The sequence below is a fragment of the Pseudomonas sp. S35 genome (genome assembly GCF_009866765.1).
GTDB lineage: Bacteria > Pseudomonadota > Gammaproteobacteria > Pseudomonadales > Pseudomonadaceae > Aquipseudomonas.
In genome coordinates, this window is sequence record NZ_CP019431.1 from 4,264,745 (window position 1) to 4,281,376 (window position 16,632).

Below are 16,632 nucleotides of genomic sequence, written 5' to 3' on the forward strand. Positions count from 1 at the left end.
CCTCAGAAGGCATAGGTCAAGCGGGTGTAGTAGTACCCGCCGGTGAATCCGTAGGGCGAATAAGTGCCGTAGCTGCTGACCATGGTGCTGCTGGGCACGCCTTGTTTCTTGGGGTAGATGTCGAACAGGTTCTTGGCGCCGATGGCCACGTTGAGGTCTTTGGTGAGGTTGTAGCCAAGGTCAAGATCGGTGATCCATTTGGCCGCGTAGACCCGGTCGAGGCTGCGGTCGGCAGACACATTGACCTCCTTGTACGAGCCGTAGCGGGTCAGGGCCAGGTTGAGGTTGAAGCGGTCGATGCTCCAGTCACCGCCCAGGATCAGCTTGGTGCTGGGCTGCACGCCGGTGATCAGGTTGCGCGCCTGGCGGTCCATCAGGTCGTAGGAGGTGCCCAGGATCGAGGTGGACTCCTTGTAGTTGAGGATTTTGGTCTGGTTCCAGTTGAACGCGGCGGTCCACTTCAGCGCGCCGTATTGGCCCAGGTCCTGGCTGTAGTTGCCGACCAGGTCGAGGCCTTTGGTGCGGGTGTCGGCCCCGTTGATAAAGTATTGGCCGCCAGAGGTGGAGGTGATGCCGTTGTCTTGCAGCACCTGGGTGATTTGCGGGCCGAGCAAGGTGCCGGTCAGGGTGATGCGATCACGCAGGTTGATCACGTAGGCGTCGGCGGTGAAGCTCAGGCGGTCAGTGGGCGTGAGGGTGAAACCGAGGCTGAAGTTGGTCGAGCGCTCGGGCTTCAAATCCTGCGCGCCCAGGGCCTGCGCCGCCGCCGAACCGGTGGGCAGCACACCGTAGTTGATTGACTGATACACCCCATCCACCACGCCATAGGTGGTGGAGCGCGCACTGAACAGGCTGTTGGCCAGGGACGGCGCGCGAAAGCCATTGCTCACCGTGGCACGCACGGCGAACTGCGGGGTGAAATCATAGCGCGTGGTCAGCTTGCCGCTGCGGGTGGCGCCCACGCCTTGGTTGTAATGCTCGTAGCGAAACGCAGTGCCCACGTACCAGTCCGGCACCGGATTGAAGCCCACATCGACATAGCTGGCTAGGCTATTGCGCGAGGCGCTGCTTTCTTCATCCGGCGAAATACCGTTGGTGACCTGGGCGCCGCTCGAGGCGCAATTGCCCGGCGCCACGCAGTAGCCGCCGTTGGCGTAAGACTCATAGTCACCGGCCTGCACCTCATAGGTATCGCGCCGGTGCTCGAAGCCGTAGCTCACATCCAACGGCTTTTGCAGGCCGATATCGAAGCCGCGCTTGAAGTCGAGGTTGGTGGTCAACTCGGTGCTGACCCAGGTGCCGGAGGTAAAGCTGTTCGGCGTGGCCTCGCCCAAGGACGGGTTTTGGTTATGGGTCGTGCCCTGCTCTGCTTCGTTGCGCCCGTAGGTGGTGGACAAATCCCAGTCCCACTCACCGACGGTGCCCTTGCCGCCGAACGCGGCCTGGAAGTCGTCCTCGTCGATGTACCAGGTCGGCGTGTAGCCGCCGGGGTAGCCATTGGGCCCGGTGGTGATGGTGTTGGTGATGGTCGGCAGGCGGAAATTCTGCCCCTGCTCGGCCTTGCGTCGTGAATACGTGGTGAAGGAATACAGGCTCAAATCGTCGTCGATCGGCAACTCGGCGTTGTAGCCCAGGGTCAGCAGGTTGGTCTTCGGCGTGCCGTAGCCGCCATAGGTGGAACGACCCGCCTGCTCATAGGCTTGGGCGTAGGTGTAGCCGTTGGCGCTGGCCTTGTTGTCATCGTTCTGGCTACGTGCATCCAGCGCCAGTTGCACGATGCCGCCGTTGCCGATTTCAAAACCCTTGTTGAGGCTTTGCTGCACGGTCTGCTTTTTACCGTCGTAGCCGAGGCCGGCGTTGGTCACCGACGTGCCGCTGGTATCGGCCTTGAGGATCACGTTGATCACCCCGGCGATGGCGTCGGAACCATACTGCGCAGCGGCGCCGTCGCGCAGCACTTCCACATGGTCGATGGCGCTGATGGGGATCAGGTCCAGGTCTGCCGGTGCGGCACCGGTGTTGATGCCGTTGATGTTCAGCGTCGCGGCGGTATGCCGACGCTTGCCATTGACCAGCACCAACACCTCGGCGGCGCTCATGCCGCGCAGGTTCGGGGCGCGAGCAATGCCGCTGGCGTCCCAACCGGTTTTTTCCGGCAGGGTCAGCGACGGGATCACCGCGCTCAATGCCTCCATCAAACCGGGCTTGCCGGTGCTTTGCAGTTGCTTGGCGCTGACCACATCGATCGGCACCGGGCTGCTGGTGACCGTGCGCTGCTCGGCGCCACGGTTACCGGTGACCACCACGGTGGACAGGGTGCTGTCGTCCTGGGCATGGGCGGTGTTGGCCAGGAGGGCCAGTGCCAGGAGGGTGGTGGGTTTTAGCGTTTGCTTCATGGGCGTGCCTGTCTGTCCAAATCGCGAAGTCGGGCAGTCACGCGACGGTGCGCGGTGCTCGGTTTTTGGGTGTGTTGCGGCGATTTGGGGTTAGGGCGAGTGCGGGGGTTGAATTGGCAACATACGTTGAACTCCCTTCCAACGATTCTGCTGCGGGGATGATCACCCGGTTATGGCGCGCAGAATCTTGATTACGCTGGGTACCATCCGAGGTCAGGGGTAGGCTGTTGCGATCAAACATAACGGAATGGGTTTGGGAAATATAATGCTATTTGGGCATAAGCTAATATTCTTGTATTTCATTATTTATTGATTTGTTTATTCATATATTTGATGTTGAGTGTATATCCGTTGTTTCGGTAACGGCTTCTTATGGTTCCGCCCTTACGGCGGGTCACTTTGGGGCTCTTCCAAAAGTGAGCCGCTGTAAAAGCGGAACCCTAGGTGGCCGTTACCTGAACAACGGATATGTACTCAGACCCATCGCCATCGAGGGCAAGTCTAATCGTCGCACCACCCCTCCCACACTTTTGACCACGTTCCTTCAGTTAGCCGGCCTCAACAACTGCATCTGCTGGCGATAATCATCCGTCACCTGCCGCGCCTGGCTACTGCTGGTAATCACCCTGGGCGTAATCAAAACGATCAGTTCGGTCCGGTCCTTGGACTTGCTGGTATTCCCAAACAACCACCGCAACCCCGGAATCTTGCCAAGGTAAGGCACCGCACTCACCGACTCCGCGTTGTCCTGCTTGATCAACCCGCCGAGCAACACCGTCTGCCCACTCTGCACCGCCACCTGCGTCGACACCGACCGCGTGGAGATACGCGGATTCGTCGGCGTGTCGCTGTTGGACGAGACCTGATCCTGCGCATCACTGACCTGCTGCTGAATATCCATGTACACCAAGCCACCCGGATTGATCCGTGGCACCACGTCGAGGATCACCCCGGTCTGCACATATTCAACACTGCTCAAGGTGGTGTCCGAAGTGCCCGTGTTGACCGTGGTCTGGCTGATGGGAATGTTGTCCCCCACCTGAATCTGCGCCGGCTGGTTGTTCATCACCACCAGCGACGGCGCCGACAGCACCTGGGTGCGGCCGTTGGTTTCCAGCGCATGCAACGCGACCTGCAAGTTGGAGCTGACGAAGGAGTAGAACAACGAATCCGCCGCCCCCAACCCCGCCCCGCCACCGCCCAGCGCGCCTTGGCTACCGGAGGCGTTGGCTACGGTGGTGCTGGTGGAATTACCCGCCAGGCGGCCCAGATACCACTGCACCCCGAGGTCCAGTTCACCGGTGAGTTTGACTTCAAGAATGCGCGTCTCGATCTGCACTTGCAGCGGCGGGTTGTCGAGGCGCTTGATCGCCGATTCGATCTCTTTCCACTGCACCGGACGGGTGCGTACCAGCAGTTGGTTACTGCTTTTTTGCGCTGTGATGCGCGTGCCTGCGTCGAGGCTTTTGGCTGGGGCGCCTTCGGGACTTTCCGGTTCGGCGCTCTCCTGGGCTTCGGGCTCCTGCGCTTCGTCATCGACCACCGGCTGGCTGTTGTTCAGCCCACCCGGCGTGCTGCCGGAGGTGCTGTTGGTGCCCGGTGACGACAACGTCGCCGTGCGCAAACCAGGGGCGACCTTGGCCGGGGTGTCGTCCTTGATCGCGCCGCTGCCGTAGATCTGCCGCAGGTACTTGGCCAGGTCGCTGGCCTTCATGTTGCGCACGTCATACACGTACATTTGCGGTTCGTTGCCACCGCCTTCATCGATGGTGTGAATCCAGTCGCCCACTTCGCTCAGGTACTGCGGCTGCGAAGAAATCGCCACCACCGAGTTGGTCCGCTCGATCGGCAGGAACCGCACCATGCCCGCCAACGGCATACCGCTGTCGGGACCGAACATCTTTTGCAGCTCGGGCATCAACTCGGCCACCGAGGCGCGTTGCAGGCCGAACACACCGACGGACATGCCCTTGAGCCAATCCACGTCGAAGGTGTCGATGGTGTCCTGGTAGTTGGCCAGTTCCTCCGGCGTACCGGCCAGGCTCAGCACATTGCGCGCCGGGTCCACCAGCAAAAACGCATTCTCGCGGGCGAACGGCTTGAGCAGTTTCTGCATCTCGGTGGCGGAGATATAGCGCAGCGGAAACAACCGCGCCGACAGGCCGCTGGACGGTTGCGAGACGCGCATCTCTGGCACCAGCTTGCCCGCCACCGCCTGATTGGCCGGCAGGATCACATAGCGACTGCCCTGCTTGATCATCGCGTTGTCGGTCCAGGACAGCAGGGTTTCCAGAATCGACAACGCCTGCTGTTTGTTCACCGGTTTGGAGGTGGAGAAGCTGACGTTGCCCTTCACGCCCTGGGCGATGCTGTAGTTCTCGTGCAGCAAGTCGCCCATCACACTGTTGATCACCGCTTCAATCGGCTGGTCGGCAAAGTTGAACACGATGTCGCCGCCGCCCTGCTCCTTCGCCGCCGACGCCGCAACCGGTTGGCGCACGAACTGCTGGTTGCCGCGAATCAACTGGCGCTGGGGCGGTGTCTTCGCCTGGGGCTGGCCGTTGTCGACCGGGGCCTGTTCACTGGCAGGGTCCACGGCTGGGCGTTGCGAGCCGGTGCCCTGCATCGCTTCGTGCAACAGGGCCTCGTCCGGGTCGAGATGCTCGGGGAAGGTGCCGCAGCCACCGAGGGCGACGGCGGTGGCCAGGCAAAATGCGGTGGTGCGCAAGGCGCCAGGGAAAGTATCGATCAAGGGGCGGACTCATGAGGAAGGGTAATCGGCGGTGTGCTGGACGGCGGCGGCAAACGCAGGGCCCGCAGGCTCAGGGTTTGGCTGCGGCCGTCGAGTACGAAACGGGCGTCGCGGGGGGTCAGGTGTTCCAAACGCCAGCCATTGGGCAGGGTCTGGTTTTGGTGGACTTTCAACGACGGGCCGTCGGCGCGCTTGAGCAGCGCCACGCGCAGGTCACCGTCGAGGACGATGCCAGTCAGCGTGAGGCTCGACAGGCTGGAGACCGCACCTTGGCCCACCGCGTGGTCGGGGCTGCGGTCGGGGCTGAACAACGGCGCCTGCCACGTGCCGGCCAGGCTGTCCAGGGTGGCACTCGGGGCCACCAGTACCTTGGCCGAGGCATTGGCGCGGGTATCGGGCGCAGGCGGCGGCAACCACTGCGGCGCGTCGCCGATGCTGCTGAGGATACCGGCCATGAGCAGCCCCAACAGCGCGGCCACGCTGATCAAGCCCCATTCCAGGGGACGCAGGTTGGCGATCATCGGCGTACCTGCGCGGCGGCGGGTTGCAGGTAACCGCGCACCAACAGGTGCACCACCAGCTTGCCGGCACCACCACTGGCGGGGGCGTTCGGCGCACGGCGGATACTCATTTCATCGACAAACAGGAACGGCCGCTGGTACTCCAGCTCATGCAGGATCGCGGTCAAGGGCTCGATAGCGCAGTTGAGGGTCAGGCTGACCTTGACTTGGCGATAGGGCTCGGCATCGTCCTGCTCCGGGGTGATGGGCATGCGCTGGGTCAGGCTGCAGCCGCCTCCGAGGCCGGCGCGGCTGTTGATCAGGTCGGCGATGCGCTGCATCAAGTCGGCGGCCACCGCGCTGGGGTCGTCGCCGGGCAACAGGCTGGTGCTGCTGGCCGGGTCCTGGCGGGCTGCTTCCAGTTGTTCGCGCAGGCTGTCGCCCTGGCGTAGCACACCAGCGTAGCGTTGCTGCTGTTCGCGCAATTGCTCGGCCTGTTCGCCCAGGGTGCGCAACGGGCCGGCGAACCAGCTGTCGACCAACAGCCAATAGGCAGCGCCGAGCACCAGCGCGAGGGCGATCAAGGCGGCGCCACGGCGTTCACGGGGTGTCAGTGGTCGGCGCATCGGCGGCCTCCTGGTGCAGGTGGGCGCGCAAGGAAAACTGATCCTTGCCGGTTTGCGCATCGGGTTGGATGACCCCTTCGAACTGGGCATTTTCCAGGCTGCGGCAGTGCTTGATGCGGGTGATCAGGGCGCTGGCCTTGGCGCTTTGCCCGGAGAAGGACACGTCGGCGCCGTCATTGACTTCCAATTGGTCGATCCAGGTGTCGGGTGGCAGGCAAGCGGTCAGCTCGCTGAGCAGCGCGGCCAGGGGCGGCTGCGCGGCCTTGCGGCGGATCAGGTACTGCGCGGCGCCGCGGGTGTTGAGCAGTTGCTGGCGCAGGTCCTGGACCTCGGCAACCTGGGCCTTTTGCGCACGCACGCTCTGTTGCATGGCGTCGAGTACGCGCTGGCGGTCGTTGAGCCACAGCAGCATGGCGGCAATCAGCAACGCGCCGCACAGCCACGGCAGGCTGCGTTGCAAGCCCTTGCCCGCCGGGCGCTGGCGCGGACGCAACGGCGCCGGCAGCAGGTCGATGCCCATCGGCACGCCGGCGCTGTCGTAGACATCCACGGCATGGGGTTGCACGCCAAGTGCCGCGCAGTCGTCGAGGATCTGGTCCAGGCGCTCGCGCAGGATTGCCACCAGCGTCACCTGCAGATGGGTGGCCGTGCGGCGTTCCTGGCGGGCGACAAAGTACAGCTGGGCGGCATCGAACGGGGTGAAGCGGTCCAGTTCATAGCCGACCACCGTCGACAGGTTACGTGCAGCGGCCACCGGTAATTGCAGGCTTTGCACCAGCACCGCGTCAGGTGCCAGCAGCACCACCTGGCGTGCCTCGCCGGGGAGCTTTTCCACGGGCGCAGTGAGCGGCCACGGGTAGGCGCACTCGGGAATATCGTGGGGCAACAACCAGCCAGGCAGGCAGCCGCGCAGCTCTTTGAGCCACAGGCCCCAGCCCTGTTGCAACAGGCTGCCTTGCCAACGCTGCAAGGCAGGCTCCAGGTATTTATTCATTCTTGCCAACGTAGGACTCGATAAGGTTGGGCGCTGCCTTGCGCGGGGCTCAATAACACTGTGGCTTGCAGCTCGGCGTGATAACCGCCGGGGCGTTGGGCGCGGCTGCTGACCACCAGCACATCACCGGGATCGGCGCCCACCGCGCTTTGGTGCGGCAGGTTCAAGGCACGGCGCATCAACGGGCTGGCGAAGGCCGGGTCGGGCCGGTCCAGGCCGCTCCACAGGCTGATTTCGGGCACCAGTGCGCTGTACAGCGCCTGGGTCATGCCCGGCAGTTGCCGCACCTCTTCCACCACCCGAAACGGTGCAAGGCCCTGGTTGCGGCGCACTTGCAAGTCCCTGGCCAACTGCTTGGCCTGAGCCTGGGTGGCACCACAGGCCAGGGCCAGGCGGGCAAAATCGCCCACCTCGGCGCTGTTGAGGTACAACTTGCCGCGCTCGCTGCGCAGGCTCACGCGCAGTTGTGCATCGTCGAACGACAGCGCGATTTCACGCCCGTCGGCAACCCACTGTTTGCGCTGCAACGGGTCGGCCACGGCCTGCATCGCCAGCGCCACGCCCGCCTCCGCTGCCAGCACCGCCTGGGTGTGCTGGCGATGCCACGCGGCCTGGCGCGTTTGCAACTGAACCCAGCCGGCCAAGCCACCGAGCAACAGGCTGAGCAAGGCCAGCACCCACAGCACCAGCAGCAGGGCCACGCCGCGTTGATGCTTGATCATTCGGGCGCTCCGCCGGACAGGTTCAAGCGCAAGGCAATCACCTGGGTCACCCACGGCACCGGGCCGTCGACGCGGGCGGCAATCCGCACCGCGTAAGGCAGGCGCTTGGGCCACGGCCACGCGTTGATCCAGCCGGTGGCCTGCCCCTTGGGCGACAGGCCGCGATAGCTGAACTGCAGGTCTTCGACGCCCCTGAGCAACACCTGTGGCTCGCTGCGCGAGGCGGGCACGCTGACTTGCGCCAGGGACTCAAACCGTGCGAACGCCACCTGCAAATCACGCGGCGCCTCGGGCCCTGTCAGTTGCAGGGTGAAACGCTGAATGCCGCCGCCGAGCACGCCGGGCAAAGTCGCCACAAATTGCATGCGCTGCGGCCCTGCGGCGAAAAAACCATCGACCTGGCTGTCGTCCTCGGTCACATCCAACGGCAACGCCTCGCTGATGGAGGTGCGCAAGAACTGCTGGGCGGCACGCATTTCATCCAGGCTGACCGTGTAGCGCTGGGCCTTGAGCACTGCGCGATTGGCACCCAGCAACGCGCCGCCGACCAGGGTCAGCAACACCCCCAGCAGGCTGAGCACGATCATGATTTCGAGCAGGGTAAAGCCCTGCTGGCGCCGCTTCACAAACCGGCCCCAGCAGCACGCAGTTTCAAGGTGCTGAACTGTGCCTGGCGCGGGCCCTCGCGCACGGTCAGGTCCAGGCGAAACAGGTGCGCCTGCCCAGTGCGGCTGGGCTGTTGGGCGATGCGCAGTTGCCAGCCGATGCCGTCCATTTCGCCTTGGCGCGTGCCGCTCGCCAGCGGGCCCGTGCCTTCTTGATCCATCACGCTCAAGGCCGCATGGGTGAGGCGGTCGCTATGGGCCACCTGCAACAATGAACGGGCACTCTGGCCAAAGGCGACCAACAGCACCGTGCTACAGATCGCCATCAACGTCAGCGCGGCGAGCATTTCCAGCAGGGTGAAACCGCGCTGGTGCTTCATGGCAAGGCCTTGGACTGGACGCTGCCGGTCAGCCAGCCAATGTCGATGCGCCAACGCCGGCTGCCATTGGCCAGCAGCAAGTTGCCGCCAGTGGAGCTGCCGTCGGGGTAAAAGTCTACCGCCGAGCCCGCTTGCTCGGCGGTGTGCAGCGTCACCTGCAACTCGGCCGGCCAGTGCTTTTTCGGGCGTCCGGGTGCCTGGACACTCAGGTTGCGCAAATCGAAGACGGTGCTTTCAGTGGTGCCACTGACAATCGCCCGCGCCCGCGTGCTGCGCAGCGCCTCGACGATCTGCCCGACGGCCTGGCGCTCTTTCGCCGCGCGCAAGCCTTGTTGCAGGCCAAACCCGACCAACCCGGCCGCGATGCTGATCAAGACGATCACCACCAGCATCTCCAGCAGGGTAAAGCCGCGTTGGGCGTTGGCCATGGTCGTGGGTTATTCCCAGTTGCCCAGGTCGGCGCTGTAGCCTTCGCCGCCGGGTTGACCGTCCTGGCCATAGAAGATCAGATCGAACGCACCGTGCTCGCCAGGGAAGCGATAACCGAAGGCATGGCCGAACGGGTCCTTGAGGTCCGACGGTTTGGCGTACGGCCCGGCCCAACCGACGCTGTTGCCTGGCTTGTCGACCAGTTGCTGCAAGGTCTTGGGCGGTGAGCCGACATCCAGGCCGTAGCTTTCGATTTTCATCGACAGGCTGGCCAGTTGCGCCTTGCCCGCGCCGTATTTGCCCTTGTCGACATTGCCGCCGACCTGGCGCACCACAATGGTCGCGACGATGCCCAGCAGCACGATCACGGCGAGCATTTCCAACAGGGTGAAACCGCTTTGGCGGCGTGCAGGTTTTGAGCGCATGGGGGTGAGTCCTCGGGGGTTCATATATTGCTGGTCAGGCTCATCAGCGGCAGCATGATCGCCAGCATGATCACTGCCACCAGCACCGCCATGACCACGGTCAGGGACGGCACCAGTGCGGCGAGCAAGCGGTCGATGCCGCGTTTGGCTTCGACGTCGAACACGTCGGCGACCTTGAGCAGCATGCTGTCGAGTTCGCCGGCCTGTTCGCCGACTTCAATCATTTGCAGGGCCAGGTCCGGCAGCAGTGGCTGGTTGCCAAAGGCGCTGGCCAGGGTGCCGCCGCCCTTGACCGATTCGGCGGCCTGGGCGACTTGCGCTTGCAGGGCACGGTTGGTGCAGACTTGCCGGGCGATCACCAGGGCTTGCAGCAAGGCCACGCCATTGCTCAGCAAGGTGCCCAAGGTGCGCGCCAGGCGGGCGGCTTCGACCCGTTGCAGCAATGGGCCGATGAGGCGAATGCCCAGCACGCGGCGGTCGTATGCTTCGCGACGCCGGGGATCACGCAGGCGCGCGGCCAGGGTCCAGATCGTCACGATCAAGCCAGCCAATACCGCCAGGCCATAAGCGCCGAGGAATTGGCCGAGGTCCAAGATCACTTCAGTGATGAGCGGGATTGGCACGCCCAAGTCCTTGAAGATCGGCACGAACTGCGGCACCACGTACGCCAGCAACAGCGCCAGGGAACCGAGCACGCCGACCACCAGAAACGCCGGGTAGATCAACGCATTGATCACTTCACCGCGTAACAGCTGGCTGCGTTCCAGGTAGTCACTGAGCTGGCGCAAGGTGTTTTCCAGGGCGCCGCCCGCCTCGCCAGCGCGGACCATGCTCAGGTACAGCGGCGAGAACTGGCTGCCCTCCTCTTCCAAGGCTTTGGACAGGGGCTGGCCAGCTTTGACCTGTTCACGGATGCGCTCGATCAACGCACGGGTCTGGGGCTGGCCAGGCTGCTTGAGCAGGATACCCAGTGAGCGTTCCAACGGTTGGCCGGCGCCCAACAGCGTGGCCAGTTGCTGGGTAAAACTGACCAGTGCCGCACCGTTCAACTGGCCGCGCCCAAACGCCTTGCGCAGCCCTTGGGCACCCGCAACATCGATGTGCAATAACAACAAACCGCGCTTGTGCAGCGCGGCGACGGCAGCGTCCTGATCCTTGGCGTCCAGGGTGCCGTTCTGCGGCGTGCCCTGGCTGTCGAGGGCGCGGTATTTGAACAGGCTCACGTGCCCTCCCCTCGGGTGACGCGCAGCACTTCTTCCAGGGACGTGACCCCGGCCACGGCCTGGCGCAGGCCTTCTTCATGCAAGGTACGCAAACCGCTGCGACGGGCGGCCTGTTCGAGGGTGGCAGCGTCGGCCTGGCGCATCAGCAGGCTGCGCAGTTCATCGTTCATCACCAGCAATTCGGTGATTGCACTGCGGCCGTGGTAGCCGCCGCCCGGCGCGTCGGCGCCGGGGCGATAGAGCAGGATCGGACGCTGCTCGGTAAAGCGGTCCAGGCCGTGTTCGGCGATCAATTCGGCCGGTGCTTCAAACGCTTCGCGAGTGGCCGGGTCGAGGCGGCGCACCAGGCGCTGGGCGAGGATGCCGTTGACGGTCGAGGCGATCAGGTAACTTTCCACGCCCATGTCCAGCAGGCGCGTGATACTCGCTGCCGCACTGTTGGTGTGCAGTGTGGACAGCACCAAGTGGCCAGTGAGGGAGGACTGGATGGCGATGCGGCAGGTTTCCAGGTCGCGGATTTCACCGATCATGATCACGTCCGGGTCCTGGCGCACGATGGAACGCAGCGCGCCGGCAAAGTCCAGGCCGATGGCCGGTTTGACCTGGATCTGGTTGATGCCTTCGAGCTGGTACTCCACCGGGTCTTCGACGGTGATGATCTTGCGCTCGGCGGTGTTGAGCCGTGACAGCGCGGTATACAAGGTGGTGGTCTTGCCCGAGCCAGTCGGGCCGGTGACCAGCAGGATGCCGTGGGGGCGCTCAAGCACTTCAAGGAAGGTTTCCAGGCGCTGGCCGTCGAAGCCCAGGCTCTGGAAATCGAACTGCACGGTCTGGCGGTCGAGCAGACGCATCACCACCGATTCGCCAAAACTGGTGGGCACGGTGGACACACGCAAGTCCAGTTCCTTGCCCTGGATGCGCAGCATGATCCGCCCGTCCTGGGGCAGGCGGCGTTCGGCGATGTCCAGGCGCGCCATGATCTTCACCCGCGAAATCACCGCCGCCGACGAACTGGACGGCGGCGCCTCGGCCTCGTGCAGCACGCCGTCGATGCGGTAGCGCACCTTGAGCTGGTTTTCGAAAGGTTCGATATGGATGTCCGAGGCGCGATGTTCCACCGCGCGCTGCAGGATCAGGTTGACCAGGCGAATCACCGGCGCTTCGGAGGCCATGTCCTTGAGGTGTTCGATGTCTTCCAGCGCGCCGCCCTGCTCGTCGAGGTTTTCGATCAGGGTGCCCATCGCCGAGCGGCCCTGGCCGTAATAACGCTCGATCAGGGTGTCGACTTCGTTGCGCGGGCCCACCGCCAGCCACACCGGCACGCCGCAGGCATAGGCCATTGCCTGGAACGGATAGACCAACGCCGGGTTGGCTGCCAGCACGCGCAGGCCACCTTGGCTCCAGCCCACGGGCACCACTTGGTAATGGCGCATAAAGCGCTCGGTCAAGGCCGGCAACGGGTCCAGCAACGGTGGCGCAGCGTCCGCCAGCAATAGCGGCGCGCCGAGCAGATCGGCCCAGGCACGGGCCAGTTCCACTTCAGAGACCAGCCCCAGACGGGTGAGCAAGCCGAGCAATTCGGTGTCGTCAGACTCCTGGGACAGGCGCCGGGCGCGGTCCAGGTCAACGGTTTTCAAGCCGGCGTTGTGCATCAGCCAGGCGCAGACCTGTTCGGTGTGCGGGATGCGCAGTTGGCAGGCGTTGATAGGTGTTGAGGGGCTTGGCATGAGCAGCTATCTGAGGGGCGAGGTTCTAAAGGACTCTGGGAAACCCATGTGGGAGGGGGCTTGCCCCGATAGCAGTGGACCAGTTGCCACATGTGCTTGCTGATACACCGCTATCGGGGGCAAGCCCCCTCCCACAGGGGACCGCGTTTTCACCTTAGTTCGAGGTCTTCGGCGCGCCCTGGCTGCCATTCAACGGCCGGCCACCCTTGGTGGTTTCAGCCTTCTGCTTCTTGGCGGCCTTGGCATCGTGGGTCTGGGTCAGCACGGTGGAATCGGCGGTGCCGGACTTGGCATCCGCGTCGGTGGCTTCAGCCGCAACGGCCGCGCCGCTCAATGCAACGCCCAGCACAAAACCAGCACCCAACAGGGACTTCTTCATAAATATTCTCCAGATAAAAAACCGCGGACCGCTCAAGTGGCGCCTTGAATGCGTTCAAGACCCTACACCAAAGCGTTGTGTATGACAGCGTGTATAAAACATGGCCTTTTAGAACTACCGAGCAACGCCACTAGTTCGCCATGCCGCCATTATTTTTCTTAAACCAATCGACTGGTAGGTTTAGCCTAAGTTCAAAATCGTAATGAAATATTTCTTATTTCACGCAAAAATTAGCTTTTGTTTGACTTATAACCGCAAGAATTGCCTTAATTATCGCGATTTCGCGGTTCAAAATGCCATCTCGTGATATCGCCAAGACATCACCCATAACAATAACTAATACAATTATTAAACTTACAGAACCTGCAAAACCCGCCAAGTAATTGCAATTAGCCATTGGTTAAACATTGCGATCAAGGCGAACTATTGCCCACGAAAAAGTGACGAGCGTCACCCTATTTTTACTAAACAGTTGTCGGAGAAACCCCATGAATAAACGCAAGATGATCGGTGCGCAGTCGGCGTTTGCCCTGCTGGCGCTGGCCGTGTCCCAGGTGCACGCGGCCACCAGCCCGGCCTTGGACGAAGGCCGGGTGAACCGTGCCGAAAAGGCAGCCGATGCAACCCTGGCGAAGATGACCATGGAAGAAAAACTCGCCTACATCGGCGGCACCGGTGGCTGGGACGTCAAGCCGCTAAGCCAATACGGCATCCCGCAGATTCACGGTGCCGACGGCGGCGTCGGTGTGCGCTACACCAGTGAAGGCAACGCCCAGGGCGTGGTCTACCCCTCCGGCCCGAACCTGGCCGCCAGCTGGAACCCGCGCCGCGCCATCGACCTGGGCCGTGCCCTGGGCTACGACACCGCCAGCGGCGGTTATCAGTTCGTCACCGGCCCCGGCGTGAACCTGTACCGCATGCCCTACAGCGGCCGTGCGTTCGAGTATTTGTCCGGTGAAGACCCGTTCCTCGGCGCCAGCCTGGGGCCGGCGGTGATCAACGGCATCCAGTCCCGTGGCGTGTGGGCCAACGCCAAGCACTACGCGGCCAACGACCAGGAGAGCAACCGCTTCCACCTCGACGAAATCATCAGCGAACGGGTGCTGCGCGAGATGACCCTGCCGCCCTTCGAGTCCGCCTCGAAGAACAGCAAGGTGGCGATGATGATGTGCGCGTTCCAGAAGGTGAACGGCGAGTTTGCCTGCCAGAACAAACACCTGATGCGCGACATCCTGAAGACCGAATGGGGCTACCCAGGCTTCGTCCAGAGCGACTACAACGCGGTGGTCGACGGCTTGCCGGCGGCACAGGCCGGCACCGACCTGGACATGATGGGCTACCAGATGAACAGCACGGTGCTCAAGCCGTTCCTGGACAGCGGCGAGCTGAGCAGCGCGACCATTGATGACAAGGTGCGGCGCATCCTCAAGCAGATCTACCTGTACAAGTTCGACAGCAAAGCGCCGTTGACCAGCCACAACATGAACAGCGCCACCAGCAACCGCGTGGCCCTGAACGCCGCGCGCGAAGGCATAGTGCTGCTGAAAAACCAGAACAGCCTGCTGCCTCTGGATGCCAAAAAGGTCAAGACCCTCGCGGTGGTCGGCAACCTGGCCAAGTACGCACCGCCTACCGGGTTCGGCAGCGCGAATGTGATGGCGGCCAACTACATCAGCGAGTTGAGCGGCCTGCAGCAATTGGCGCCGGGTGCCAAGGTCGAGTTTATCGACGGCCTGTCCCTGGACCCTGCGGCGTCCAACTGGACCCACGCCGACAGCGACGGCAACAGCGTCAAAGGCGTGAAGACCGAGTTCTTCAGCAACCCCAACTGGTCCGGCGACCCGGCGGCCAGCCGCACCGACCGCCATGTCGACCTGGACTGGTCCACCGACAGCCTGCCGGTGAACGGCGATACGGCGGCCACCTCGATCCGCTACAGCGGCCAGATCACCCCGACGGTCAGCGGCGAGCAGGTGTTCAAGGTGCGCGCCGACGGTGCCGTGCGCCTCTACGTCAACGGCAAGAAGGTGTTGGATAACGGCGACGGCAAGCCGCTGCCCAACAACAGCATTCCGCCGACCATCCCAGTGTTTGCCAAGGTCAATCTGGAAGCCGGCAAAGCCGTCGACATCAAGCTGGAATACTCGCGCCGCAACGGCTACCTCTCGACCATGGGCGGTTTGGTGGGCGTGCAGATGAGCTGGGCCTCGCTGGTGGCGCCACAGGACCTGGCCAAGTACGACGCCGTGCTGGTAGCGGCGGGCAACAGCAACGAGTACGAAGGTGAAGGCTTCGACCACAGCTTCGACCTGCCGGAGTTCCAGGGCCAACTGATCCAGAGCATCGCCAAGGTCAACCCGAATACCGTGGTCACCCTGCACGGCGGCACCGGGTTGAAGATGAGCGACTGGATCGACCAGGTACCGGCCGCGCTGCATGCGTTCTACCCTGGGCAGAACGGCGGCCAGGCGTTGGCGGAGATCCTGCTGGGCAAGGTCAACCCGTCGGCCAAGTTGCCGATCAGCATCGAGCGCAACATCGAAGACAACCCGATCTACGCGACCTTCCCCACGTTCGACAACCAGGAAACCCTGGCCGAGGTGAGCTACAAGGACGACCTGTTCCTGGGCTATCGCGGCTACGAGAAGAAAGGCATCAAGCCGCTCTACCCGTTCGGTTATGGTTTGTCGTACACCACCTTCGGCTACAGCAACATCAGCGTAACGCCAGGGGTGGCAGTGGCCGGGGCGCCGATCAAGGTGTCGTTCGACCTGGCCAACACCGGCAAGGTCGCGGGCGCCGAAGTCGCCGAACTGTACGTGGGCCAGAACAATCCGAAAGTCGAGCGTGCGCTCAAGGAACTCAAGGGCTACAAGAAGGTGTTCTTGAAACCGGGCGAGAGCAAGCGCGTGACCATCGAGCTTAACGACCGCTCGCTGGCCTACTACGACGTCAAGAGCAAGCAATGGGTGGTGGACGCCGACAGCTTCAACTTGTCGGTGGGCGCGTCGTCCCAGGACATCCGCCTGAACGCCAAGCTGGTCAACCCGTTCCGCCAGGAACTGTCGACCACCACCAGCAACCCGTTGCCGCGTTCAGCGCTTAATTCGACGCTGCGTGAATTGCCACAGGTGAAGACCGGTGGTGTGTTGCATCAGAATGAAGGGGATGGCGGCACCAGCGACGGTGATGGCTATGACATGAGCGATGACACCACCCAGGGCAGCGCTGCCGGTAACTGACGGGTAAAAGAAGGTGCTTTTTGTGGGGGGCCTTGCTCCCGATGGCGGGGGTCAGTCGGAATATTCTTGGCTGACACTCCCTCATCGGGGCATGGGTCTCTACAAAACTCTCAAAGGCTCATACACAACTCTGTGGTGAGCGGGCAAGCCCGCTCACCACAACAGCCTATTTGCCATAGATTCATCATCCACTGGAAGATGTGTAGATACCCATGCTCATCGGGGGCAAGTC

14 protein-coding genes are annotated in these 16,632 nt (G+C 63.1%); 1 reads left to right on the top strand and 13 read right to left on the bottom strand.

Annotated elements, in window-relative coordinates; translation table 11 throughout:
- Nucleotides 1-2: 2 nt before the first annotated feature.
- From PspS35_RS18885 to PspS35_RS18945, 13 genes are all read right to left on the bottom strand, one after another.
- The gene (locus PspS35_RS18885; protein ID WP_159936303.1) at nucleotides 3-2,396 is read right to left on the bottom strand and encodes a TonB-dependent receptor; all 2,394 of its coding nucleotides are present in this window, start codon (nucleotides 2,394-2,396) and stop codon (nucleotides 3-5) included.
- A 544-nt stretch (nucleotides 2,397-2,940) separates the two neighbouring features.
- Complete coding sequence (gspD, locus tag PspS35_RS18890) at nucleotides 2,941-5,148, bottom strand: type II secretion system secretin GspD (protein ID WP_159936304.1); 2,208 nt, start codon at nucleotides 5,146-5,148, stop codon at nucleotides 2,941-2,943.
- The gene (locus PspS35_RS18895; protein ID WP_159936305.1) at nucleotides 5,145-5,669 is read right to left on the bottom strand and encodes a general secretion pathway protein GspN; all 525 of its coding nucleotides are present in this window, start codon (nucleotides 5,667-5,669) and stop codon (nucleotides 5,145-5,147) included. Before PspS35_RS18895 ends, gspD begins: the two co-directional genes overlap by 4 nt.
- Nucleotides 5,666-6,274, bottom strand: coding sequence for a type II secretion system protein GspM (gene gspM, locus PspS35_RS18900; RefSeq protein ID WP_159936306.1), 609 nt, complete (start codon nucleotides 6,272-6,274; stop codon nucleotides 5,666-5,668). The genes PspS35_RS18895 and gspM overlap by 4 nt, the downstream gene beginning before the upstream one ends.
- Nucleotides 6,249-7,268 carry a PilN domain-containing protein gene (locus tag PspS35_RS18905; RefSeq protein ID WP_159936307.1) on the bottom strand — a complete coding sequence of 340 codons (1,020 nt, stop codon included), beginning with the start codon at nucleotides 7,266-7,268 and terminating at the stop codon, nucleotides 6,249-6,251. Before PspS35_RS18905 ends, gspM begins: the two co-directional genes overlap by 26 nt.
- Nucleotides 7,265-7,990 carry a general secretion pathway protein GspK gene (locus PspS35_RS18910; protein WP_159936308.1) on the bottom strand — a complete coding sequence of 242 codons (726 nt, stop codon included), beginning with the start codon at nucleotides 7,988-7,990 and terminating at the stop codon, nucleotides 7,265-7,267. Before PspS35_RS18910 ends, PspS35_RS18905 begins: the two co-directional genes overlap by 4 nt.
- Nucleotides 7,987-8,616, bottom strand: a complete 630-nt coding sequence (locus PspS35_RS18915; RefSeq protein ID WP_159936309.1) for a prepilin-type N-terminal cleavage/methylation domain-containing protein — start codon at nucleotides 8,614-8,616, stop codon at nucleotides 7,987-7,989. Before PspS35_RS18915 ends, PspS35_RS18910 begins: the two co-directional genes overlap by 4 nt.
- Complete coding sequence (locus PspS35_RS18920) at nucleotides 8,613-8,975, bottom strand: prepilin-type N-terminal cleavage/methylation domain-containing protein (protein ID WP_159936310.1); 363 nt, start codon at nucleotides 8,973-8,975, stop codon at nucleotides 8,613-8,615. Before PspS35_RS18920 ends, PspS35_RS18915 begins: the two co-directional genes overlap by 4 nt.
- Nucleotides 8,972-9,403 carry a type II secretion system protein gene (locus tag PspS35_RS18925; protein WP_159936311.1) on the bottom strand — a complete coding sequence of 144 codons (432 nt, stop codon included), beginning with the start codon at nucleotides 9,401-9,403 and terminating at the stop codon, nucleotides 8,972-8,974. The genes PspS35_RS18920 and PspS35_RS18925 overlap by 4 nt, the downstream gene beginning before the upstream one ends.
- A 9-nt stretch (nucleotides 9,404-9,412) precedes the next feature.
- The gene (gspG, locus tag PspS35_RS18930) at nucleotides 9,413-9,853 is read right to left on the bottom strand and encodes a type II secretion system major pseudopilin GspG (RefSeq protein WP_174244826.1); all 441 of its coding nucleotides are present in this window, start codon (nucleotides 9,851-9,853) and stop codon (nucleotides 9,413-9,415) included.
- On the bottom strand, nucleotides 9,850-11,052 hold the full coding sequence (gene gspF, locus PspS35_RS18935; protein ID WP_159936313.1) for a type II secretion system inner membrane protein GspF: 1,203 nt from the start codon (nucleotides 11,050-11,052) through the stop codon (nucleotides 9,850-9,852). Before gspF ends, gspG begins: the two co-directional genes overlap by 4 nt.
- Entirely contained in the window at nucleotides 11,049-12,779 is a 1,731-nt protein-coding gene (gene gspE / locus PspS35_RS18940) for a type II secretion system ATPase GspE (RefSeq protein WP_159936314.1), read from the bottom strand. The genes gspF and gspE overlap by 4 nt, the downstream gene beginning before the upstream one ends.
- Before the next feature lie 154 nt (nucleotides 12,780-12,933).
- On the bottom strand, nucleotides 12,934-13,158 hold the full coding sequence (locus tag PspS35_RS18945; protein WP_159936315.1) for a hypothetical protein: 225 nt from the start codon (nucleotides 13,156-13,158) through the stop codon (nucleotides 12,934-12,936).
- A 488-nt stretch (nucleotides 13,159-13,646) separates the two neighbouring features.
- Between PspS35_RS18945 and PspS35_RS18950 the strand changes: the two genes are divergently transcribed.
- Nucleotides 13,647-16,400 carry a glycoside hydrolase family 3 C-terminal domain-containing protein gene (locus PspS35_RS18950; RefSeq protein ID WP_159936316.1) on the top strand — a complete coding sequence of 918 codons (2,754 nt, stop codon included), beginning with the start codon at nucleotides 13,647-13,649 and terminating at the stop codon, nucleotides 16,398-16,400.
- Nucleotides 16,401-16,632 lie beyond the last annotated feature (232 nt).

What these genes read in the sequence shown, in the direction of transcription:
- PspS35_RS18885 (WP_159936303.1), bottom strand. Translation starts at nt 2,396, where the DNA reads ATGAAGCAAACGCTAAAACCCACCACCCTCCTGGCACTGGCCCTCCTG.
- PspS35_RS18895 (WP_159936305.1), bottom strand. Translation starts at nt 5,669, where the DNA reads ATGATCGCCAACCTGCGTCCCCTGGAATGGGGCTTGATCAGCGTGGCC.
- gspM (WP_159936306.1), bottom strand. Translation starts at nt 6,274, where the DNA reads ATGCGCCGACCACTGACACCCCGTGAACGCCGTGGCGCCGCCTTGATC.
- PspS35_RS18905 (WP_159936307.1), bottom strand. Translation starts at nt 7,268, where the DNA reads ATGAATAAATACCTGGAGCCTGCCTTGCAGCGTTGGCAAGGCAGCCTG.
- PspS35_RS18910 (WP_159936308.1), bottom strand. Translation starts at nt 7,990, where the DNA reads ATGATCAAGCATCAACGCGGCGTGGCCCTGCTGCTGGTGCTGTGGGTG.
- PspS35_RS18920 (WP_159936310.1), bottom strand. Translation starts at nt 8,975, where the DNA reads ATGAAGCACCAGCGCGGTTTCACCCTGCTGGAAATGCTCGCCGCGCTG.
- PspS35_RS18925 (WP_159936311.1), bottom strand. Translation starts at nt 9,403, where the DNA reads ATGGCCAACGCCCAACGCGGCTTTACCCTGCTGGAGATGCTGGTGGTG.
- gspG (WP_174244826.1), bottom strand. Translation starts at nt 9,853, where the DNA reads ATGAACCCCCGAGGACTCACCCCCATGCGCTCAAAACCTGCACGCCGC.
- gspE (WP_159936314.1), bottom strand. Translation starts at nt 12,779, where the DNA reads ATGCCAAGCCCCTCAACACCTATCAACGCCTGCCAACTGCGCATCCCG.
- PspS35_RS18945 (WP_159936315.1), bottom strand. Translation starts at nt 13,158, where the DNA reads ATGAAGAAGTCCCTGTTGGGTGCTGGTTTTGTGCTGGGCGTTGCATTG.
- PspS35_RS18950 (WP_159936316.1), top strand. Translation starts at nt 13,647, where the DNA reads ATGAATAAACGCAAGATGATCGGTGCGCAGTCGGCGTTTGCCCTGCTG.